Source organism: Rhizobium indicum (assembly GCF_005862305.2).
Lineage (GTDB): Bacteria > Pseudomonadota > Alphaproteobacteria > Rhizobiales > Rhizobiaceae > Rhizobium > Rhizobium indicum.
Genome location: NZ_CP054021.1, coordinates 758,739 through 777,780, shown reverse-complemented (window position 1 = coordinate 777,780; position 19,042 = coordinate 758,739). Strand labels below are relative to the sequence as shown.

Sequence of the window (19,042 nt, the reverse complement as noted above, 5' to 3'; positions counted from 1 at the left end):
CGGAGGAAACGCTCATGAAACTCAATGAAATCAAGGACAACGAAGGCTCGACCCACAGCCGCAAGCGCCTCGGCCGCGGTATCGGCTCGGGCTCGGGCAAGACTGGTGGTCGCGGCGTGAAGGGTCAGAAGTCCCGTTCGGGCGTCGCCATCAACGGCTTCGAAGGCGGCCAGATGCCGATCTATCGTCGCCTGCCGAAGCGCGGCTTCAACAACATTTTCGCTTCCGATTTTGTTGTCGTGTCGCTGGCCCGCATCCAGACGGCGATTGACGCCGGCAAGCTCGATGCCAAGACGACCGTTGACGCAGCCGCCCTCAAGGCTGCTGGTGTCATCCGCCGCGTCAAGGACGGCGTTCGCGTTCTCGCCGACGGCGAGATCAAGGCCAAGATCACCATCGTCGTTGCAGGCGCCTCCAAGCCTGCCGTCGAGAAGATCGAAAAGGCCGGCGGCACCGTGACGCTGCTTTCGGCTCCGGCTGCAGCCGAATAATAATCTGATGATATATCGCCCGGGGTGCTTCACACCGGGCGATTTTGCTCCCATATGTGGGCCTCACAAAAACTTGGCTGGCGCGCCCGCGTCATGCCGGTAAGACTCGAAAACAAGGGTGAGGCATGGGGTTGCGTTGCAATCCGTCCTAAGCCCGGTTTTGAATAATTTCATACTGATTCCGGGTCCGGCCTGTCCCCCAGAGACGCCGGAATTGGTAGCGCGGAGAAACGCATGGCTTCTGCAGCGGAACAATTGGCATCCAACCTCAATTTTTCGACCTTCGCCAAAGCCGAGGATTTGAAGAAGCGCTTGTGGTTCACACTGGCAGCTCTCCTCGTCTACCGACTTGGCACGCATATTCCGCTTCCGGGTCTCAATCCCGAAGCCTATGCCCAGGCTTTCCGCGGCCAGGCAGGCGGCATTCTCGGCCTTTTCAACATGTTTTCGGGCGGCGCCGTTGAGCGCATGGCGATCTTCGCGCTCGGCATCATGCCCTATATCTCCGCCTCGATCATCGTGCAGCTGATGACGTCGGTCGTGCCGGCGCTCGAAAACCTCAAGAAGGAAGGCGAGCAGGGCCGTAAGATCATCAACCAGTATACCCGCTATGGTACCGTCATCCTCGGTGCGCTCCAGGCTTATGGCATTGCCGCCGGCCTTGAGAGCGGCCAGGGCCTCGTCGTCGACCCCGGCTGGTTCTTCCGCGTCTCCACCGTTCTGACGCTGCTCGGCGGCACGATGTTCCTGATGTGGCTCGGCGAGCAGATCACCTCGCGCGGCATCGGCAACGGCATCTCGCTGATCATCTTCGCCGGCATCGCCGCCGGCCTTCCCACGGCTCTTGCCGGCACGCTCGAACTCGGCCGCACCGGCGCGCTGTCGACCCCGCTGATCCTGCTCGTGATCATCGTCGCGATTGCCGTTATCGCCATCATCGTCTTCGTCGAGCGCGCCCAGCGCCGGCTGCTGATCCAGTATCCGAAGCGCCAGGTTGGCAACCGGATGTTCCAGGGCGACACGTCCCACCTGCCGTTGAAACTCAATACATCAGGTGTCATTCCGGCAATCTTCGCATCGTCGCTGCTGCTTCTGCCGGCAACGATTGCGGGCTTTGCCAGCACCACGGCAATGCCCTCCTGGGCGACATCGATCGTCGCGGCCCTCGGTCATGGCCAGCCACTCTATATGGTGCTCTATGCGGCGCTGATCGCGTTCTTCGCCTTTTTCTATACGGCCATCGTCTTCAATCCGAAGGACACGGCTGACAATCTGAAGAAGCATGGTGGCTTCATTCCCGGCATCCGTCCGGGCGACCGCACCGCCGAATATATCGACTACGTGCTGACCCGGATCACGGTGATCGGCGCGCTCTATCTCGTCTTCGTCTGCATCCTTCCGGAGATATTGGTGTCGCAAACCGGCATTCCATTAGCCCTTGGTGGGACTTCGCTTTTGATCGTGGTTAGCGTAACTCTTGATACGGTTGCACAGATCCAGGGTCACCTGATCGCGCAGCAATACGAAGGCCTGATCAAGAAATCGAAGTTGCGTGGAGGAAAGAGGGGGCGATGAGACTTATCCTTTTGGGGCCGCCGGGCGCGGGTAAGGGAACCCAGGCCCAGCGGATCGTGGAAAAGCACGGCATTCCGCAGCTTTCCACGGGGGACATGCTGCGTGCAGCGGTTAACGCCGGCACCGATGTCGGCAAGCGCGCGAAGGCGGTCATGGACGCCGGCAAGCTCGTCTCGGATGAGATCGTTATCGCCATCGTTTCCGAGCGTATCGATCAACCCGATTGCGCCAACGGCTTCATCCTCGACGGCTTCCCCAGGACGCTCGTCCAGGCGGACGCCACCGAGGTGATGCTGAAGGCGAAGGGTCTCGACCTTTCGGTCGTCATCGAATTCCGTGTCAATGACGACGAGCTGGTTCGTCGCGTTGCCGGTCGCTACTCCTGTGCACAGTGCGGCAGCGTCTATCACGATACCGATAAGGTTCCGGCTGCCGAGGGTGTGTGCGACAAGTGCGGTTCCACCCACTTCAAGCGCCGTCCTGATGACACTCCGGAGACCATGACGGCTCGGCTGCAGGTTTACTACAAGGAGACCTCACCGCTGATCGGCTATTACCATGCCAAGGGCAAACTCAAGTCCGTGGACGGCATGGCAGAGATTGATCAGGTGACCGCCGAGGTCGAAAGCATTCTTTCCAAGCTTTAAGGCTTTGAAAATAAACTTGGCGGAACGGTTGCTTTTCAGCAGTGATTCCGCTAAACACCGCGCCAACTCGCGACATTCCATGCGATCGGCGCGGATTTCCCAGGGAAGTCCGGGTGCGGTCGTTTTGACATGTTACGGACGTAAATCTGAACGGGCGGTTCTCAAGAGCCGCATAACGAAGCCCACTTGCCGGATGGCAACTGGAATGCAAGGAGAACAGGCGTGGCACGTATCGCTGGCGTCAACATCCCGACTGCGAAGCGCGTTGTTATTGCGCTGACCTACATTCACGGGATCGGTCCGAAATTCGCACAGGAAATCGTCGAAAAGGTCGGTATCCCGGCCGAACGTCGTGTGCATCAGCTGACGGACGCAGAAGTCCTTCAGATCCGAGAAGCCATCGACCGCGACTATCAGGTCGAAGGCGATCTTCGTCGCGATACCGCGATGAATATCAAGCGCCTGATGGACCTCGGCTGCTACCGCGGCCTGCGTCATCGCCGCGGCCTTCCGGTCCGCGGTCAGCGCACGCATACCAATGCCCGCACCCGCAAGGGCCCGGCAAAGGCAATCGCTGGCAAGAAGAAGTAATTTCCGGGAAACCGGGGTGGGGAGGCTGGCGGTCTGCGCCGGCCTCTTTTGAGTTTGGAGCGGGACCATATAGGCGCCGTTCCGGTGTAGCCGCTGGCATTACGGCGGTGAAGAGATCAACGAAAGGAATACCATGGCTAAGGAAGCCGTCCGCGTTCGCCGTCGCGAGCGCAAGAACATCTCGTCGGGTGTCGCTCACGTCAACTCGACCTTCAACAACACGATGATCACCATCACCGATGCGCAGGGCAATGCGATCGCCTGGTCGTCGGCTGGCGCCAAGGGCTTCAAGGGCTCGCGCAAGTCGACCCCGTTCGCTGCCCAGATCGCTGCCGAAGACTGCGCCAAGAAGGCCCAGGAGCACGGCATGAAGTCGCTGGAAGTCGAAGTCTGCGGTCCGGGTTCGGGTCGTGAATCGGCTCTGCGCGCGCTCCAGGCTGCAGGGTTCATGATCACGTCCATCCGCGACGTGACCCCGATCCCGCACAATGGCTGCCGTCCGCGCAAGAAGCGCCGCGTCTGATCATCGCTCTCGTCACCGGTGAGCGCCTTCGCGCTCCCGGTGGTTTTCAAGCTCGGTTGCCACGATTGGATGGTGGCAACGAACGGAAGGCAAACTCATGATTCAGAAGAACTGGCAGGAACTGATCAAGCCGAACAAGGTGGAGTTCTCTTCGAGCTCGCGCACCAGGGCGACGCTTGTTGCCGAACCGCTGGAGCGCGGCTTCGGCCTCACCCTCGGCAACGCGCTTCGCCGCGTTCTGCTCTCCTCGCTGCGCGGTGCTGCCGTCACGGCGGTGCAGATCGATGGCGTGCTGCATGAATTCTCCTCGATTCCGGGCGTCCGCGAAGACGTGACGGACATCGTGCTCAACATCAAGGAAATCGCCATCAAGATGGATGGCGACGATGCGAAACGCATGGTCGTGCGGAAGCAGGGCCCTGGCGTTGTCACGGCTGGCGACATTCAGACGGTCGGCGATATCGAAATCCTCAATCCCGAGCATGTCATCTGCACGCTCGACGAGGGTGCCGAGATCCGCATGGAATTCACCGTCAACAACGGCAAGGGCTATGTTCCGGCCGAACGCAATCGTGCGGAAGATGCTCCGATCGGTCTCATCCCGGTCGACAGCCTCTATTCGCCGGTCAAGAAGGTGTCCTACAAGGTTGAAAATACCCGCGAAGGACAGGTTCTCGACTACGACAAGCTGAACATGACCATCGAAACCGATGGCTCGATCACGGGCGAAGACGCCGTCGCTTTTGCGGCGCGCATTCTCCAGGATCAGCTTGGCGTCTTCGTCAACTTCGACGAGCCGCAGAAGGAAACCGAAGAGGAAGCAGTCACCGAACTCGCTTTCAACCCGGCTCTCCTCAAGAAGGTGGACGAACTCGAACTGTCGGTCCGTTCGGCAAACTGCCTGAAGAACGACAACATCGTCTACATCGGCGACCTCATTCAGAAGACCGAAGCAGAAATGCTCCGCACACCGAATTTTGGTCGCAAGTCGCTGAACGAAATCAAGGAAGTTCTCGCTTCCATGGGCCTGCACCTCGGCATGGAAGTGCCGGCATGGCCGCCCGAGAACATCGAAGATCTCGCCAAGCGTTACGAAGATCAATACTGAGAAAACAAAAGGCAGGCTCTTTCGGCTGCCTTTCCCCGTCAAACAGCAGGCCGATCGCCTGCATGTGCCAGGAAACGGCAGGCCCACTTAGCGTAAGGGCACCTGCATTAAAGGAGAATAGCAATGCGCCATGGTAAAGCCGGCCGCAAGCTGAATAGAACTGCAAGCCACCGCAAGGCGATGTTCGCCAACATGGCGGCTTCGCTGATTACCCACGAGCAGATCGTCACGACCCTGCCGAAGGCCAAGGAAATCCGTCCGATCGTCGAGAAGCTCGTCACGCTCGGTAAGCGCGGCGACCTGCACGCTCGCCGTCAGGCGATCTCGCAGATCCGCGATGCCGCTGTCGTCGCGAAGCTGTTCGACACGATCGCAACGCGTTACGCCACCCGCAACGGCGGCTACCTGCGCATCATGAAGGCCGGCTTCCGCCAGGGCGACAATGCCGCCATGGCTGTGATCGAATTCGTGGATCGCGATGCCTATGCCAAGGGCGCAGCCGACAAGGCCCGCGTCGCTGCCGAAGAGCAGGCCGTCGCCGCTTAATCTTTCGCTCCGGCGGAAACAAAACAGCCGGGCTGCGAAGCCCGGCTGTTTTTGTTTGTGCACGACAGCGCCGCGCTTCTTTTCAGATCAGCCGTTGAACCGGCTGAGGTGCAGATAGGACAGGGTCATTTGCGCGAAGTCTTTGAAAATCGTCGTCGAGTGCAGTTCCTCCGTCTCATAGCCCTGCTTGCGGTTATTGCGCTCGGGCTGGCGCTCAGACGGTTTGGCTATGCGGCCGATCTGCCCTTCATTGTCGTCAAATATGGTGGATCGGCACTCTGGGGAGCGATGGTCTATCTGCTCGTGGCGCCGTTTGTCGCAAGGTCACGGCCGGCAGCAATTGCTCTTACAGCGCTGTTCATAGCGATCTCGGTGGAATTGTTCCGGCTTTATCACACGCCCTGGCTCGACGCGTTTCGGCTGACCACGGCAGGCGCCCTGCTGCTTGGCCGGGTATTTTCGCTTTGGAACATGCTGGCCTATGCAATCGGCATAGCCGCGGCCTGCGCCTTCGATCCGGCACGCCGGACTGCGTTGCGTCCTCGCTAGAGCGCCGCGCGTCTTTTCAGACGCGCTAAGGACGCTCTATCACTTTGAATCTGCGCATAATCCTTTCCGAAAATCGATTCCGATTTTCGGGGTTATGCGCTAACCTGCCGTCTCACGAAACAGACGCCACTGCGCGATTGCGCGTCCGCCCTTTGCCCTTCTGCCTGTTGCGTGCGATCGGCCGATAGGAGCGGTAGAGGATCAGTGCGATGATCAGCCCGACATAGATATATTGCTCGAGGTCGAGAATCTTGGTCGAGAGCGCGAAGTGCAGCGCCCCGCAGGCGGCGATGATGTAGACGAGGCGATGCAGCCAGATCCAGTTCTTGCCGAGGCGGCGGATCGAGAAATTGTTGGATGTCAGCGCCAGCGGAATGAGCATCGCAAGGGCTGCCATGCCGAACATGATGAAGGGGCGCTTCAGCACGTCGTTGATGACGGCGGGAATATCCATCGCCTGGTCGAGCACCATGTAGACTGTGAAATGCATCAGTGCGTAGTAGAAGGTCAGCAGGCCAAGCGCGCGGCGATAGCGCAGATAGTTCCAGCCGAAGAGCTCACGGGCAGGGGAAACGGCAAGTGTTGCGATCAGGAAACGGATCGTCCAGATGCCGAGGAAAAGTTCGAAGGTCTTGACCGGATCGGCGCCGAGCTGATCGGTCGCGCCGAGATAGAAAGTCCAGGCTGCGGGCACGAGCCCGACGACATAAAGCAGCCAGACGGAGGCGGGCAGCCAGCGCTTCGGGATGGCGAGCGACAGTTCCGCCATCAGAAATTCGCCTTCAGATCCATGCCGGCATAAAGGCTTGCCACCTCGTCGGCATATCCGTTGAAGGGCAGGGTGGGATGGCGGCTCGCGCCGAAGAAGCCGCTTTCGCCAATGCGCCGTTCGGTCGCCTGGCTCCAGCGCGGATGGTCGACCGCTGGATTGACGTTGGCATAGAAGCCGTATTCCTGCGGATTGGTGACCTGCCAGGTATTCTTCGGTTGCTGGTCGGTGAGTGTGATCCTGACGATCGACTTGATACCCTTGAAACCGTATTTCCACGGCACGACGAGGCGGATCGGCGCGCCGTTCTGGTTCGGTAGCGTTTCGCCATAGAGCCCGACGGCCAGCAGCGTCAGCGGATGGCGCGCCTCGTCGAGGCGCAGACCCTCGACATAGGGCCAGTCAAGCGACTGGAAGAAGCCCTTCTGACCCGGCATCTCCTCCGGCCGCACGACGGTTTCGAAGGCGACGTACTTGGCGCTGCCGAGTGGCTCGACTTTGTCGAGCAGCGATGCCAGCGGAAAGCCGTCCCACGGGATGACCATCGACCAGGCCTCGACGCAGCGCATCCGGTAGGTGCGCTCCTCGATCGGGAATTCCTTCATCAGCGCCTCGAGGTCGAAGGTGCCTGGCTTGTTGACCATGCCGTCGACCTTGATCGTCCAGGGCAGCGGCTTGAAATCGCCGGAAAGAGCTGCGGGATCGCCCTTGTCGAGGCCGAACTCATAGAAATTATTGTAGGTCGTGACGTCCTTGATCGGCGTCGCCTTCTCGTCGACCTTGTACTTGCTCTCAACGGCGGAGAGGGCCGCAGCACTCGCCTTGCCGGCGCTGTAGAGCGCCATGGCGCCAAGCGCTGCCGCGCCGAGGAATTCACGGCGGCGCACATAGATCTGGCGCGGCGTAATCTCCGATGACGCGATCTTCGGTGGGCGATAGCTTGGCATGTCGAAACCTCCTCGGCGGATATTCTGAAATATAGCCCTTAAACGAACCGCCGGCATGTTGAGATTAGTGTCTAAGCCTTGAATATTGCTGACGGGAAGCCAATTTTTTGTGTTCGGCCGTGATGGAATAGGCTGTAACAAAACGTCGCGTCGAAACGTATATGATCGATGGGCCTCATGGCGCTTCTCCCCGGCGTACCGGATTTGGGCTTCCCGGTAGTGACAGCCCCCGTCGATTGGATTAGGACAATTCCAAAAAGCAGCGTTTGCCCGGCCCGCAGGCTCTATGCCGCCCGGCTTCGCCTGATAATTCCGACACGTTGAGGAAGACACCGATGCCAGTTTACCGTTCCAGAACCACGACCCATGGCCGCAACATGGCGGGCGCCCGCGGCCTTTGGCGCGCCACGGGCATGAAGGATTCGGATTTCGGCAAGCCGATCATCGCGGTGGTGAATTCCTTCACCCAGTTCGTGCCCGGCCATGTGCACCTGAAGGACCTTGGCCAGCTCGTTGCCCGCGAGATCGAAGCGGCCGGCGGTGTTGCCAAGGAATTCAACACGATCGCCGTCGATGACGGTATCGCCATGGGCCATGACGGCATGCTTTATTCGCTGCCCTCGCGTGAGCTTATCGCTGACAGCGTCGAATACATGGTCAATGCCCATTGCGCCGACGCCATGGTTTGCATCTCCAACTGCGACAAGATCACTCCCGGCATGCTGATGGCGTCGCTGCGCCTCAATATCCCGACCGTCTTCGTCTCGGGCGGTCCGATGGAAGCCGGCAAGGTCGTGCTGCACGGCAAGACGCATGCGCTCGACCTCGTCGATGCCATGGTCGCCGCAGCCGATGACAAGATCAGCGACGAGGACGTCCAGACCATCGAACGCTCCGCCTGTCCGACCTGCGGCTCCTGCTCCGGCATGTTCACTGCCAATTCGATGAACTGCCTGACGGAAGCCCTCGGCCTGTCGCTGCCCGGCAACGGCTCGACGCTTGCCACCCATCTCGACCGCAAGCGGCTTTTCGTCGAGGCCGGTCATCTAATTGTCGATCTCGCCCGCCGCTATTACGAGCAGGATGACGTCAAGGCGCTGCCGCGCACCATTGCCTCCAAGCAGGCCTTCGAGAATGCCATGACGCTCGACATCGCCATGGGCGGCTCGACCAATACGGTCCTGCACATTCTTGCCGCCGCCCATGAAGGCGAGATCGATTTCACTATGGCCGATATCGATGCGCTGTCGCGCCGCGTGCCGTGCCTGTCGAAGGTCGCCCCCGCCAAGAGCGATGTTCATATGGAAGACGTCCACCGCGCCGGCGGCATCATGTCGATCCTCGGCGAACTCGACAAGGGTGGCCTGCTGAATCGCGATTGCCCGACCGTTCATGCCGAGACGCTGGGCGAGGCGATCGATCGCTGGGATATCACCCGCACCAACAGCGAGACCGTTCGCAACTTCTATCGTGCCGCTCCCGGTGGCATCCCGACCCAGGTCGCCTTCAGCCAGGAAGCGCGCTGGGACGAACTCGACACCGACCGTGAGAACGGCGTCATCCGCTCGGTCGAACATCCCTTCTCCAAGGATGGTGGTCTTGCCGTGCTCAAGGGCAACCTTGCGATCGACGGCTGCATCGTCAAGACCGCCGGCGTCGATGAATCGATCCTGAAGTTCTCCGGCCCCGCCCGCGTTTTCGAAAGCCAGGATTCGTCGGTCAAGGCGATCCTTGCCAACGAGGTGAAGGCCGGCGACGTCGTCGTCATCCGCTACGAAGGCCCGAAGGGCGGCCCGGGCATGCAGGAAATGCTCTATCCGACCAGCTATCTGAAGTCGAAGGGCCTCGGCAAGGCCTGCGCGCTCATCACCGACGGCCGCTTCTCCGGCGGCACTTCGGGCCTCTCGATCGGCCACGCTTCGCCGGAGGCGGCAAATGGCGGCACGATCGGCCTGGTGCGCGAAGGTGACATGATCGATATCGACATCCCCAACCGCACGATCAGCCTGCGTGTCAGCGAGACCGAACTCGCCGCCCGCCGCGCCGAGCAGGACGCCAAGGGCTGGTACCCGGTCGAAGTCCGCAAGCGCAATGTCACGACCGCGCTGAAGGCCTACGCGGCCTTCGCAACGAGTGCGGACCGCGGTGCGGTGCGCGATCTGAACGCCCGCTGAGCTGCCTCAGCCTACGAACCGTTGATGAAAAGTCAGCAGCTCTTCCAACCGGTCGCTTTCAAAGCGGCCGGTTGATGTTTTTATAGGTCTCTCCGAACTGCTTCAGCCGCTCGTCATAGGCAGCCTTGATACACGCCGCATCCGCTCCGCAATCCTGCCGCTTTTTCAGCCAGGCCGTCTGTTCGTCCTGCAATGTTCCGCGCGAACCCATCGCCAGCAGGCCGGAGAGCCGCTCGAAAGTCGTCACCATCTTCACATCGGCGTCGTTGAGTGCGCGGTTGTCGCAGATCGCTTTTTCATCCGCCTTCAATTCTTTCGCATCGCAATCGAAGCTTGCTGCCTGTGCCAGGTTCGATCCACTGAGCAGGATCGCAAAGCCGAGGGCCGCTGTCGTCGTTCTTGTCGTGATCATTCATATGTTCCTATTGATGCCGGTCAGACTAGCTTCCGCAGTGCCAGAGCCAGGAAGATGATGCAGATGAGCCAGACGGCAAGGATGAAGATCAGTCCGACCCGGCTGGAGGGACGCTCGATGCGCCCTGTCGCCTCCGTACGAAGCTCGTTCATCACCTCTGCCGGAACGAGCCGGATCGCCAGCATGATACCGAGCGGCACGATGAGAAGATCGTCGAGATAGCCGAGGATGGGGATGAAATCGGGGATGAGATCGATGGGCGACAGCGCGTAGGCGGCAACGGCGCCGGCCACCGCTTTGGCATGCCACGGTACGCGGGGATCGCGGGCGGCAAGCCAGAGGGCCACGATGTCACGCTTCAGTGACTTCGTCCAGTTTTTGGCTTTTGATATCAGTTGCATGGCCAATCTTCCTGAATCAAATTCACAATGACTTCAACCGGTTTCCAAGACGCCCTCTCGCCTTGTTCTTCCATGCTTCCGCCCTCTTTCCTTTCTAGCGTCGGGCCGCAGAACAGGATGATTTTAGGCCGGTTCGGCCTAAAATCTGAATCCTGTTCGTAATTAAATAGTTAGAGCATGATGTCGTCCGAAAACCGCTCACACTTTTCGGCATCATGCTCTAAAACGTTCCTCAAGAGGATTCAAAAGGGATACCCATGCAAGGCCTGTTCAAGCGCGCCTCCGTCTCGCTATTCGCTCTCATGCTCGTTCTGCCGCTTGCTGCCCATGCGCAGACGGCAAAGACCGTACCCGAGAGCCAGATGCAGATGCAGCTCTCCTTCGCGCCGCTCGTCAAACAGACTTCAGGCGCCGTCGTCAACGTTTATGCGGAAAAGACCGTCCAGCGGCAGTCGCCCTTTGCCGGCGACCCTTTCTTCGAGCAATTTTTCGGCCAGCAGATGCCAAACCGTTCGGAGAAGCAGTCTTCGCTCGGCTCCGGCGTCATCGTTGAGGCGAACGGCACTGTCGTGACCAACAATCACGTCATCGAGGGCGCCGACGATATAAAGGTGGCGCTCTCGGACGGCCGCGAATTCCCCTGCAAGGTGGTGCTGCGCGACGACCGTGTCGATCTTGCCGTGCTGAAGATCGACACCAAGGAAAGCTTTCCGACATTGCCGATCGGCAATTCCGATACGGTCGAGGTCGGTGATCTCGTGCTGGCGATCGGCAATCCCTTCGGTGTCGGCCAGACAGTGACCAGCGGTATCGTCTCGGCGCTTGCTCGCAACCAGGTGATCAAGAACGAGTTCGGCTTTTTCATTCAGACCGATGCCTCGATCAATCCCGGTAATTCCGGCGGCGCCTTGATGAACATGAAGGGCGAGCTGATCGGCATCAACACGGCGATCTTCTCGCGCGGCGGCGGCTCGAACGGCATTGGCTTCGCTATCCCCGCCAATCTGGTCAAGGTCTTCCTCGCGTCGGCCGATGCCGGTGTCAAATCCTTCGAACGGCCCTATGTCGGCGCAAGCTTCGATGCCGTGACCTCGGAAGTGGCCGAGGCGCTGGGGCTGAACAAGGCCCGCGGCGCGCTCGTCGTCAAGGTTTCGGAAGGTGGGCCGGCCGCCAAGGCCGGGCTGAAGGCCGGCGAAATCGTCACCGCCGTCGACGGAGTTTCCGTCGAGCATCCGGATGCGCTGCTCTACCGCTTGACGACGGCTGGTCTCGGCAATTCGGTCAAGCTCACTGTCATCGAGAACGGCCGCGAGGAGCAACTGCCGCTGACGCTCGTCCGCGCCCCGGAAACCTCGCCGCGCGACCAGCGCATCATTGGCGGACGCACGCCGTTTAGCGGTGCCGTCGTCGAGAACCTGTCGCCGCGGGTCGCTGACGAGCTGCGCATGCCGCCGGAATCGGCGGGCGTCGTCGTCTCCGAGGTGAAGGAGGATTCGCCTGCCGCCCGTCTCGGTTTCGAACCGAAGGATATCATCGTCTCGATCAACGGCACCGATGTGAAGTCGACCAGCGAACTGTCCGAGATCGCCGATAGCGACCCCGGCTTCTGGCGGGTCGAGATCGAGCGCGACGGCCAGCGCATCCGGCAATTCTTCCGATGAGCAACGATCTCTTCGCGCCGCGCGTTCCGGAGGAGGTCGCCGCTAGGCGGCCACTTGCCGACCGGCTGCGGCCGAAGACGCTTGCCGATGTCACCGGTCAGGAACACCTGACCGGTGAGGATGGCGTGCTGAAAAGGATGATCGAAAGCGGCTCGCTTGGCTCGATGATCTTCTGGGGGCCGCCCGGCACCGGCAAGACGACGGTGGCACGGCTGCTCTCGGGCGAGGCGGGACTGGCCTTCGAGCAGATATCGGCGATCTTTTCCGGCGTCGCCGATCTGAAGAAGGTGTTCGAGACAGCCCGCCTGCGGCGTATGGACGGCCGTCAGACGCTGCTCTTCGTCGATGAGATCCATCGTTTCAACCGCGCCCAGCAGGACAGTTTCCTGCCGGTCATGGAGGATGGCACCGTCATCCTCGTCGGCGCCACCACCGAGAACCCTTCCTTCGAACTCAACGCCGCTCTGCTGTCTCGGGCCCGTGTGCTCACCTTCAAGTCGCATGACGAGGAGAGCCTCGAAGAACTGTTGAAGCGTGCCGAGGCGATCGAGCAGAAGCCGCTGCCGCTGACGGAGGATGCCCGTGCCAGCTTGGTGCGCATGGCCGACGGCGATGGCCGCGCGGTGCTGACGCTCGCCGAAGAAGTCTGGCGCGCGGCGCGCGAAGGCGAGAGCTTCGATACCGAAGGCCTGACGCGCATCGTCCAGCGCCGTGCCCCAGTCTACGACAAGGCGCAGGATGGCCACTACAATCTGATCTCGGCGCTGCATAAATCCGTGCGCGGCTCGGATCCCGATGCCGCGCTCTATTATCTCGCCCGCATGTTCGATGCCGGCGAGGACCCGCTCTACCTCGGCCGGCGGCTGGTGCGCATGGCGGTGGAGGATATCGGTCTTGCCGATCCGCAGGCGCTGGTGATCTGCAATGCCGCCAAGGATGCCTATGAGTATCTCGGCTCGCCGGAAGGTGAACTGGCGCTGGCGCAGGCCTGCGTCTATCTCGCCACCGCCCCGAAATCGAATGCCGTCTACACCGCCTTCAAGGCGGCAAGCCAGGCGGCAAAGCAGAACGGCTCGTTGCTGCCGCCGAAGCATATCCTCAACGCGCCGACCAAGCTGATGAAGGGCGAGGGGTACGGCGACGGCTATCGCTACGACCACGATGAGCCGGACGCCTTTTCCGGCCAGGATTATTTCCCGGAGAAGATGGGACGCCAGATCTTCTACGATCCGCCGGAGCGCGGCTTCGAGCGCGATATCCGCAAGCGGCTGGAATGGTGGGCGAAGCTTCGCAAGGAGCGTAATCCGCGCTGAAACCTGGCGAACCTCAGGAGGCGCGCGGCGTCTTCTGATTTGCCGGCGAGGCGATCACCTTGACGGACGATTCCGCAAGCCCGTGATGACCTTCCATATCGACGATGACATGCCAGTGACCGCTTTCCGGGACGGCGATCTTGATCGGCGATTTGCGTGCCACGCCACCGATATATTTGAAATCGAGAACCTCGGTGAACCGCTGGAAATTCGGGGCCGTCATCAGGCGGACATTGTTCACCGCATTCAACGACACCTCGATGATCGTTCCGGCGCGTTGTTCCTTGAGATCGTAATGGGTGAAGCGGAAATTCGGTTTCGGCATCGGTCTCGTGGCGTCTGAAGTCTCTGCGCCAGGATTTTACCAGAATGTGGGTTAAGGAAAAGTTGGAAATCGGCCGTTCAGCTCATGTCTTCGTACTCCCGCTGCATGAAAACAGCGGGAGTACGGCAAGTTTTAGTGGATTTTCGCAGTGCCGCGCGCAAAGGGCGCGAATTCAAGCACCATGCCTGCGGCCGCCCTGTGGATATCGGCGGAGGGGCAGTTGCATTCCCCTGCGGCGAAGTGGAGGGCGGCCGCCTCATTGATGAAGAGCCCGCCGACGAGGCCTTCGCGGTCGTGGACGATCCAGCGGCCGCTTCTGTCGCGGCCGACGGTGAAGCGGGCAGAAGGCGAGGGCGCTGCAGAAGGCAGGCTGCGGCGTTGCTGTGCGTTTGCCATTGTGATGATCCTTGGGGTCCTGATGCTTCAGCGGGAGATGAGGTTGAAGGTCATCTGCACCAGCCCGGCAAAAGCCATCGCTGCCGCAAGGCGGGGCGCAATGGCGGCAAAGCCGGAGAGCATCGGATGGGAGGGATTGGCGGCGAGTGCTCTGATGGGACTGCGTTGCAGCGGGTCGCTCTCGGCACTCGGTTCAGGCAGGCGTGACATCGTTTGTCCTTTCGAAATCTCACTCAACCGCCGCTTGACGATGCGGCGGTGTCACGCCTTGGAAGATAGGCGCCTGCGGATAGGGTTTCCATTTGGCGCCAAAGAGGAAAATATAAAAATCTCATAGGGATAGCGCCTTCCTCGCGCTGCTTTCGTCAAGGAAAGGCGCAAGCGCTTCGCCGATGGCCGAACACAGTTCCGGCTCGACGGCGACAAGCGGCAGGCGAAGCTCGACCTCCAGCCCGCGCATCAGCCGCAGTGCGTGCTTGATCCTCGCCGGATCGCCCTCCGGCCCGAGCGCTGATATCAGCGGCAGCAACCGATCCTGCAGCGAATGCGCGGCCAAAAGGTTCCCGGCCCGGGCCGCCTGCTGCATCGAGGTGAAGAGCCGCGGCACCACATTGGCGCCCGACGAGATCATGCCGTCGCCGCCGGCGATGGTGAAGGCGAGCGCGGAAGGATCATGCCCGGAAAAGAAGCGGAAGCGCTGCCGCAGGATAGCCGAAAGGCCGACGAAGCGAGCGATGTCGCCCGTGGTGTCGCGGATGCCAAAGATTCCCGGGATGGCGGCCAGTCTGCCAAGCGTTTCCGTCGAAAGATCGCTCGCCGTCTGCGCCGGCGCATGGTCGACGATGACAGGCAGTCCGCCGGCTGCCGCCACCTGCTCGAAGTGGTGGACGATGCCTTTCTGCCCGGGCTTGGAATAATAGGGCACGGTGACGAGTGCTGCAGCGGCGCCCAGCGCTTCCGCCTCACGGGTGAGCGCGATCGTGCTGTCGGTGGAGTTGGTGCCGGTGGCGGCGATGACCGGCACGCGGCCGGCCGCAGACCGAATGACGAGATCGATCACTTCGGCGCGCTCCTGCGGCGAAAGCGTCGAGCCTTCACCCGTCGTCGAGCAGACGGTCAGCCCGTCGACGCCGCTGAGAATCTGCCATTCCGCAAGTGCGCGAAGCGCCGGCCTGTCGAGACCGTCATGACGAAACGGCGTAACGAGGGCGGTGATCGCGCCGCCAAGGCGCGGCATTCTCGCCGTTTCCACGGGCCAGCCTCAGAGCCAGCCGAAAATGACGTAGAGCTCGACGCAGGCGAGCACCGCGCCGAAGACGATCAGCGCCTGGGCGGCGCGTTTCTCGCGCATCTGCCGGCTGCCGCGCGTGATCCTGTGCGGGCGAAGGGGCTGGAAACCGGAAGACATGACATCTCGCATGGCATTTGACCTTTGCAGTGATGACGAAAGGCTACTGCCGCTTGCGATAGGAAATCCATTCGGAGCGAGGCGCGAAAATATAGGGATGACATAAAGACCAATGCGAGAAATTTCGAAGCGTAGTGTCGGAAAGACATGAGCGCCACCGTCCTTGCGGTATCGACGCAAACATGGGAGCAAGGACATGTCGAAGATGACGCTGATTTCGATGATCGCAACGGCTGCCGCATTCCTGGCGGCGCCCGATATATCAGGCGCCGACAGCAGCACGCCTGTTATCGAGGAGAAGAAGGCTGCAGCGCCGATTGTCAGGAAGGGAAGTCTGCCGGTCAACGGCATCGATTATTATTACGAGATTCGCGGCGAGGGCGAGCCGCTGCTGCTCCTTCACGGCGGCCTCGGGCAGATCGAGATGTTCGCGCCGGTCATGCCTGTTTTCACCGACCACCGGCAGGTGATCGCCGTCGATCTGCAGGGCCATGGCCGCACGCCCCTCGGCAAGCGGCCGATCGAGCTTCCGGCCATCGGCGTCGATCTCGCAATCCTGATGAAGCAGCTCGGTTACGACAAGCTCGATGTCTTCGGCTATTCCTTCGGCGGCGGGGTGGCGTTGAACATGGCGGCGAACGCGCCAGACCAGGTGCGCCGGCTGGTGATCCTCTCGGCACCCTATGCGCAGAACGGCTTCTTCCCGGAGATGCTGCCGCAGCAGGCGGCCGTCGGCGCCGGTATGGCCGACATGATGAAGGACACGCCGATGTTCCTCTCCTACAAGGCGGTGGCGCCTGACGTTTCGGAATTTCCGAAGCTGCTCGACGCCATGGGCGCGCTGATGCGCGAACCCATCGACTATAGCGATGCCGTCGCCAAGCTCACCATGCCGGTCATGCTGATCTATGGCGATGCCGACATGATCCGGCCCGAGCATATGATCGACTTCTACCACAAGCTCGGCGGCGGTCTGCGCGATGCCGGATGGATGCGGGAAAACATGTCGAAGAACCGGCTGGCGATCCTGCCCGATCTCACCCACTACGAGACCTTCGCTTCGCCCCTGATGGCGAATATGGCGATGACCTTCCTCGATGGCGGCGGCAAGGCGCCGAACTGGGCCGAGCAGGTTGGAAAGTAAGCGAAGACGGCCGGGTTTTCCCGGCCGCCCTTCCTCCGCAATCAGCCGCCGCGCTGGTTTTCCCGATCCAACTTCGTCACCAGCGCCAGGATCGTTTCCGAAACCGGCGTCGGCACGGCGCTCAGGCGTCCGAGCGCCACCACCATGCCGACCAGCGGCGTTATTTCGAGCGCCTTGCCGCCGATCAGATCCTGCAGCATCGATGTGCGCACGCCGCCGATATGGCGCGATTGTTCCAACCGCTGCTCGACGGTCATGCTGAACCGCGCACCCAAGGCCTCGCCGACGGCGCGGACCTCACTCATCACCCTACCGACCGTAGCCGAAAGGGCGGGATCCGCCATGATGTCGGTCATCAGCGCCCTGGTCAGCGCGCTGATCGGGTTGAAGGCGGCGTTGCCCATCAGCTTGCTCCAGATCTCGCCGCGGATATCAGGCGTCGTCGTAATGCTGAGGCCGGCGCCGGTCAGCGCCGCCGCGATCGTCTCGAGATCGGGCGAGATGTCGCCGGAGGGCTCGCCGAGCACGAAGCGGCCGTTGTGGGAAAGCTGGATCTCGCCGGGGTTGATCACCTCGGCACCCTGATAAGCGACGCAGCCGATGACGCGTTCCGGCCCGATCAGCCGCCACAGCCTGCCGCCGGGATCGAGCTCGTCGAACTGCAGCTCGGCATGCCGGCTCTGGGTATCGCGGTGAAAATACCACCACGGAATGCCGTTGAGGATCATGACGACGCGGGTGCCCTCCTTGAGGAGGCCTGCAATGCCTTCGGCGGCGGGCGCCAGCTGATGCCCCTTGAGGCCGGTGATGACGAGATCCTGCGGCGGCAATGTCCTGGGATCGTCGGTCGCGGTAAGGCGGACATTGAGTGGCCTTTCCGCATCGGCTTCGCGCAGGCTGAGACCGTTGTCGCGGATGGCGTGGAGATGCGCGCCACGCGCGATAACGGAGATGGCGGCGTCGTTTCCGGCTTGGCTTGCAAGCTTGGCGGCGATAGCGCCGCCGAGCGCCCCGGCGCCATAGATGCAGATGGACTTGATGGACATGCTCGCCTCTTCATGGTGGTGATCGAAACTAGATCTAGGCCATGAGAGGCTCAAGGCGAACGTCAATTTGCCGCATGCTGCACTTTCCTGCACCCACCCTGGTCTTCAGGCAGCCGTTGCTTCGCTTGGAAAATCCGTGGACAAAGCGAGCTGGCGCCAGACGGCAAGTTCCTTTTCGACGCTGGCATGCTGCTCCTCGATCACGGCTACCGTATCGCTGCCGAACGGCATGCGCAGCGGCGGATTGGGCGAATTGGCGAGCGTCATGATGCCGGCGGCAAGTTTGGCGGGATTGCCGGGCTGGGCATGGTTTGCGTCGGCAGCGAAACTACGCATGTTGCCGGCCGGCGTACCCTCGTAGTCCGCGATGGAGGCCGGGCTGATCGCCAGCGAGGTGTCGGCGAGGAAGTCGGTGCGGAAGAAGCCCGGCTCGACGATCGTCACCTTGATGCCGAAGGGTTCGAGTTCGGCGGCCATCGATTCGGACAGGCCTTCGACGGCGAACTTCGTCGAGCCGTAGACGCCCCAGCCGGGATAGCCGAAATAACCGCCGATCGATGAGAAGTTCAGGATGTGGCCGGAGCGCTGGCGGCGCATATAGGGCAGCACGGCTCGTGTCACCTTCAGCAGGCCGAAGACGTTCGTGGCATAGAGCTTTTCGATCTCTTCGGCCGTGGCTTCCTCGACAGCGCCGAGCAGGCCGTAGCCGGCATTGTTGGCGAGGACGTCGATGCGGCCGAAGCGGGCGATGCCGGCAGCCGCTGCCTCCTTGGCCTGCGCCTCGTTGGTGACGTCGAGGGCGACGGCAAGCAGGTTCGGATGGTCGCCGAACTGCTCGATCACGGTCTTCGGGTTGCGGGCGGTGGCGATGACGGCATCGCCTGACGCAAGGGCTTCTTTGGTCATCAGCGCGCCGAAGCCGCGGGATGCACCAGTAATGAACCAGACTTTCATAACGAATTCCTTTCGAACTGTTCGGTTGCGGCATCTCTGTGCCGACGAGGTGAATTTGA

23 protein-coding genes are annotated in these 19,042 nt (G+C 61.3%); 12 read left to right on the top strand and 11 right to left on the bottom strand.

Annotated elements, in window-relative coordinates; genetic code table 11:
- The first annotated feature begins 14 nt into the window (after window positions 1-14).
- The 8 genes from rplO (at window position 15) to FFM53_RS03780 (ending at window position 6,030) form a co-directional block, all read left to right on the top strand.
- Window positions 15-491 carry a 50S ribosomal protein L15 gene (gene rplO, locus FFM53_RS03815; protein WP_003547567.1) on the top strand — a complete coding sequence of 159 codons (477 nt, stop codon included), beginning with the start codon at window positions 15-17 and terminating at the stop codon, window positions 489-491.
- 234 nt (window positions 492-725) lie between these two features.
- The gene (gene secY / locus FFM53_RS03810; protein WP_003547569.1) at window positions 726-2,066 is read left to right on the top strand and encodes a preprotein translocase subunit SecY; all 1,341 of its coding nucleotides are present in this window, start codon (window positions 726-728) and stop codon (window positions 2,064-2,066) included.
- On the top strand, window positions 2,063-2,713 hold the full coding sequence (locus tag FFM53_RS03805) for an adenylate kinase (RefSeq protein ID WP_138391186.1): 651 nt from the start codon (window positions 2,063-2,065) through the stop codon (window positions 2,711-2,713). Before secY ends, FFM53_RS03805 begins: the two co-directional genes overlap by 4 nt.
- A 222-nt stretch (window positions 2,714-2,935) precedes the next feature.
- Window positions 2,936-3,304, top strand: coding sequence for a 30S ribosomal protein S13 (gene rpsM, locus FFM53_RS03800; protein ID WP_003573772.1), 369 nt, complete (start codon window positions 2,936-2,938; stop codon window positions 3,302-3,304).
- Window positions 3,305-3,437: 133 nt separating this feature from the next.
- Window positions 3,438-3,827, top strand: coding sequence for a 30S ribosomal protein S11 (gene rpsK, locus FFM53_RS03795; RefSeq protein ID WP_003547577.1), 390 nt, complete (start codon window positions 3,438-3,440; stop codon window positions 3,825-3,827).
- A 97-nt stretch (window positions 3,828-3,924) separates the two neighbouring features.
- Window positions 3,925-4,935, top strand: a complete 1,011-nt coding sequence (locus tag FFM53_RS03790; protein WP_003547579.1) for a DNA-directed RNA polymerase subunit alpha — start codon at window positions 3,925-3,927, stop codon at window positions 4,933-4,935.
- Window positions 4,936-5,058: 123 nt separating this feature from the next.
- The gene (gene rplQ, locus FFM53_RS03785) at window positions 5,059-5,481 is read left to right on the top strand and encodes a 50S ribosomal protein L17 (protein WP_003547581.1); all 423 of its coding nucleotides are present in this window, start codon (window positions 5,059-5,061) and stop codon (window positions 5,479-5,481) included.
- 159 nt (window positions 5,482-5,640) lie between these two features.
- The gene (locus tag FFM53_RS03780) at window positions 5,641-6,030 is read left to right on the top strand and encodes a ribosomal maturation YjgA family protein (RefSeq protein WP_425504948.1); all 390 of its coding nucleotides are present in this window, start codon (window positions 5,641-5,643) and stop codon (window positions 6,028-6,030) included.
- Between the two features lie 112 nt (window positions 6,031-6,142).
- On the opposite strand, the gene msrQ is transcribed toward FFM53_RS03780, so the two are convergent.
- Both msrQ and msrP read right to left on the bottom strand, forming a co-directional pair.
- Window positions 6,143-6,799 carry a protein-methionine-sulfoxide reductase heme-binding subunit MsrQ gene (gene msrQ, locus FFM53_RS03775; RefSeq protein WP_138391184.1) on the bottom strand — a complete coding sequence of 219 codons (657 nt, stop codon included), beginning with the start codon at window positions 6,797-6,799 and terminating at the stop codon, window positions 6,143-6,145.
- Window positions 6,799-7,746 (bottom strand): protein-methionine-sulfoxide reductase catalytic subunit MsrP, encoded by a 948-nt coding sequence (msrP, locus tag FFM53_RS03770; RefSeq protein ID WP_138391183.1) that lies wholly within the window; start codon window positions 7,744-7,746, stop codon window positions 6,799-6,801. The genes msrQ and msrP overlap by 1 nt, the downstream gene beginning before the upstream one ends.
- Before the next feature lie 335 nt (window positions 7,747-8,081).
- Here msrP and ilvD point away from each other — a divergent pair, with 335 nt between their 5' ends.
- Window positions 8,082-9,920 (top strand): dihydroxy-acid dehydratase, encoded by a 1,839-nt coding sequence (gene ilvD / locus FFM53_RS03765; protein ID WP_138391182.1) that lies wholly within the window; start codon window positions 8,082-8,084, stop codon window positions 9,918-9,920.
- 58 nt (window positions 9,921-9,978) lie between these two features.
- Here ilvD and FFM53_RS03760 read toward each other — a convergent pair whose 3' ends face one another.
- Window positions 9,979-10,332, bottom strand: coding sequence for a lysozyme inhibitor LprI family protein (locus tag FFM53_RS03760; RefSeq protein ID WP_138391181.1), 354 nt, complete (start codon window positions 10,330-10,332; stop codon window positions 9,979-9,981).
- A gap of 23 nt (window positions 10,333-10,355) precedes the next feature.
- Window positions 10,356-10,736 carry a YkvA family protein gene (locus tag FFM53_RS03755; RefSeq protein ID WP_138391180.1) on the bottom strand — a complete coding sequence of 127 codons (381 nt, stop codon included), beginning with the start codon at window positions 10,734-10,736 and terminating at the stop codon, window positions 10,356-10,358.
- A 257-nt stretch (window positions 10,737-10,993) separates the two neighbouring features.
- On the opposite strand from FFM53_RS03755, the gene FFM53_RS03750 reads away from it, so the two are divergent.
- Window positions 10,994-12,397, top strand: coding sequence for a DegQ family serine endoprotease (locus FFM53_RS03750; protein ID WP_138391179.1), 1,404 nt, complete (start codon window positions 10,994-10,996; stop codon window positions 12,395-12,397).
- On the top strand, window positions 12,394-13,710 hold the full coding sequence (locus FFM53_RS03745; RefSeq protein ID WP_029872801.1) for a replication-associated recombination protein A: 1,317 nt from the start codon (window positions 12,394-12,396) through the stop codon (window positions 13,708-13,710). The genes FFM53_RS03750 and FFM53_RS03745 overlap by 4 nt, the downstream gene beginning before the upstream one ends.
- Window positions 13,711-13,723: 13 nt before the next feature.
- Here FFM53_RS03745 and FFM53_RS03740 read toward each other — a convergent pair whose 3' ends face one another.
- The 5 genes from FFM53_RS03740 to FFM53_RS03720 form a co-directional block, all read right to left on the bottom strand.
- On the bottom strand, window positions 13,724-14,035 hold the full coding sequence (locus FFM53_RS03740) for a DUF1883 domain-containing protein (protein WP_138391178.1): 312 nt from the start codon (window positions 14,033-14,035) through the stop codon (window positions 13,724-13,726).
- Window positions 14,036-14,167: 132 nt separating this feature from the next.
- The gene (locus FFM53_RS03735) at window positions 14,168-14,431 is read right to left on the bottom strand and encodes a hypothetical protein (RefSeq protein WP_138328185.1); all 264 of its coding nucleotides are present in this window, start codon (window positions 14,429-14,431) and stop codon (window positions 14,168-14,170) included.
- A 27-nt stretch (window positions 14,432-14,458) separates the two neighbouring features.
- Window positions 14,459-14,641, bottom strand: coding sequence for a hypothetical protein (locus FFM53_RS03730; protein WP_138391177.1), 183 nt, complete (start codon window positions 14,639-14,641; stop codon window positions 14,459-14,461).
- Between the two features lie 121 nt (window positions 14,642-14,762).
- A complete protein-coding gene (gene dapA / locus FFM53_RS03725) occupies window positions 14,763-15,683 on the bottom strand; it encodes a 4-hydroxy-tetrahydrodipicolinate synthase (protein ID WP_138391176.1) in 921 nt (306 codons plus the stop codon).
- A 9-nt stretch (window positions 15,684-15,692) separates the two neighbouring features.
- A complete protein-coding gene (locus FFM53_RS03720) occupies window positions 15,693-15,839 on the bottom strand; it encodes a hypothetical protein (RefSeq protein ID WP_173883537.1) in 147 nt (48 codons plus the stop codon).
- A gap of 196 nt (window positions 15,840-16,035) precedes the next feature.
- On the opposite strand from FFM53_RS03720, the gene FFM53_RS03715 reads away from it, so the two are divergent.
- A complete protein-coding gene (locus FFM53_RS03715; protein WP_138391175.1) occupies window positions 16,036-16,983 on the top strand; it encodes an alpha/beta fold hydrolase in 948 nt (315 codons plus the stop codon).
- Window positions 16,984-17,024: 41 nt separating this feature from the next.
- Here FFM53_RS03715 and FFM53_RS03710 read toward each other — a convergent pair whose 3' ends face one another.
- Window positions 17,025-18,029: a ketopantoate reductase family protein gene (locus tag FFM53_RS03710; protein WP_138391174.1), complete on the bottom strand. Its 1,005-nt coding sequence runs from the start codon at window positions 18,027-18,029 to the stop codon at window positions 17,025-17,027.
- Between the two features lie 105 nt (window positions 18,030-18,134).
- Entirely contained in the window at window positions 18,135-18,983 is an 849-nt protein-coding gene (locus FFM53_RS03705) for an oxidoreductase (RefSeq protein ID WP_138391173.1), read from the bottom strand.
- Between the last annotated feature and the right edge of the window lie 59 nt (window positions 18,984-19,042).

Bases quoted from the DNA above. Each gene is read 5' to 3' on its own strand.
- rplO (WP_003547567.1), top strand. From the start codon at position 15: ATGAAACTCAATGAAATCAAGGACAACGAAGGCTCGACCCACAGCCGC.
- secY (WP_003547569.1), top strand. From the start codon at position 726: ATGGCTTCTGCAGCGGAACAATTGGCATCCAACCTCAATTTTTCGACC.
- FFM53_RS03805 (WP_138391186.1), top strand. From the start codon at position 2,063: ATGAGACTTATCCTTTTGGGGCCGCCGGGCGCGGGTAAGGGAACCCAG.
- rpsK (WP_003547577.1), top strand. From the start codon at position 3,438: ATGGCTAAGGAAGCCGTCCGCGTTCGCCGTCGCGAGCGCAAGAACATC.
- FFM53_RS03790 (WP_003547579.1), top strand. From the start codon at position 3,925: ATGATTCAGAAGAACTGGCAGGAACTGATCAAGCCGAACAAGGTGGAG.
- rplQ (WP_003547581.1), top strand. From the start codon at position 5,059: ATGCGCCATGGTAAAGCCGGCCGCAAGCTGAATAGAACTGCAAGCCAC.
- msrQ (WP_138391184.1), bottom strand. From the start codon at position 6,799: ATGGCGGAACTGTCGCTCGCCATCCCGAAGCGCTGGCTGCCCGCCTCC.
- msrP (WP_138391183.1), bottom strand. From the start codon at position 7,746: ATGCCAAGCTATCGCCCACCGAAGATCGCGTCATCGGAGATTACGCCG.
- ilvD (WP_138391182.1), top strand. From the start codon at position 8,082: ATGCCAGTTTACCGTTCCAGAACCACGACCCATGGCCGCAACATGGCG.
- FFM53_RS03760 (WP_138391181.1), bottom strand. From the start codon at position 10,332: ATGATCACGACAAGAACGACGACAGCGGCCCTCGGCTTTGCGATCCTG.
- FFM53_RS03755 (WP_138391180.1), bottom strand. From the start codon at position 10,736: ATGCAACTGATATCAAAAGCCAAAAACTGGACGAAGTCACTGAAGCGT.
- FFM53_RS03750 (WP_138391179.1), top strand. From the start codon at position 10,994: ATGCAAGGCCTGTTCAAGCGCGCCTCCGTCTCGCTATTCGCTCTCATG.
- FFM53_RS03745 (WP_029872801.1), top strand. From the start codon at position 12,394: ATGAGCAACGATCTCTTCGCGCCGCGCGTTCCGGAGGAGGTCGCCGCT.
- FFM53_RS03740 (WP_138391178.1), bottom strand. From the start codon at position 14,035: ATGCCGAAACCGAATTTCCGCTTCACCCATTACGATCTCAAGGAACAA.
- FFM53_RS03735 (WP_138328185.1), bottom strand. From the start codon at position 14,431: ATGGCAAACGCACAGCAACGCCGCAGCCTGCCTTCTGCAGCGCCCTCG.
- FFM53_RS03730 (WP_138391177.1), bottom strand. From the start codon at position 14,641: ATGTCACGCCTGCCTGAACCGAGTGCCGAGAGCGACCCGCTGCAACGC.
- FFM53_RS03720 (WP_173883537.1), bottom strand. From the start codon at position 15,839: ATGTCTTCCGGTTTCCAGCCCCTTCGCCCGCACAGGATCACGCGCGGC.
- FFM53_RS03715 (WP_138391175.1), top strand. From the start codon at position 16,036: ATGTCGAAGATGACGCTGATTTCGATGATCGCAACGGCTGCCGCATTC.
- FFM53_RS03710 (WP_138391174.1), bottom strand. From the start codon at position 18,029: ATGTCCATCAAGTCCATCTGCATCTATGGCGCCGGGGCGCTCGGCGGC.
- FFM53_RS03705 (WP_138391173.1), bottom strand. From the start codon at position 18,983: ATGAAAGTCTGGTTCATTACTGGTGCATCCCGCGGCTTCGGCGCGCTG.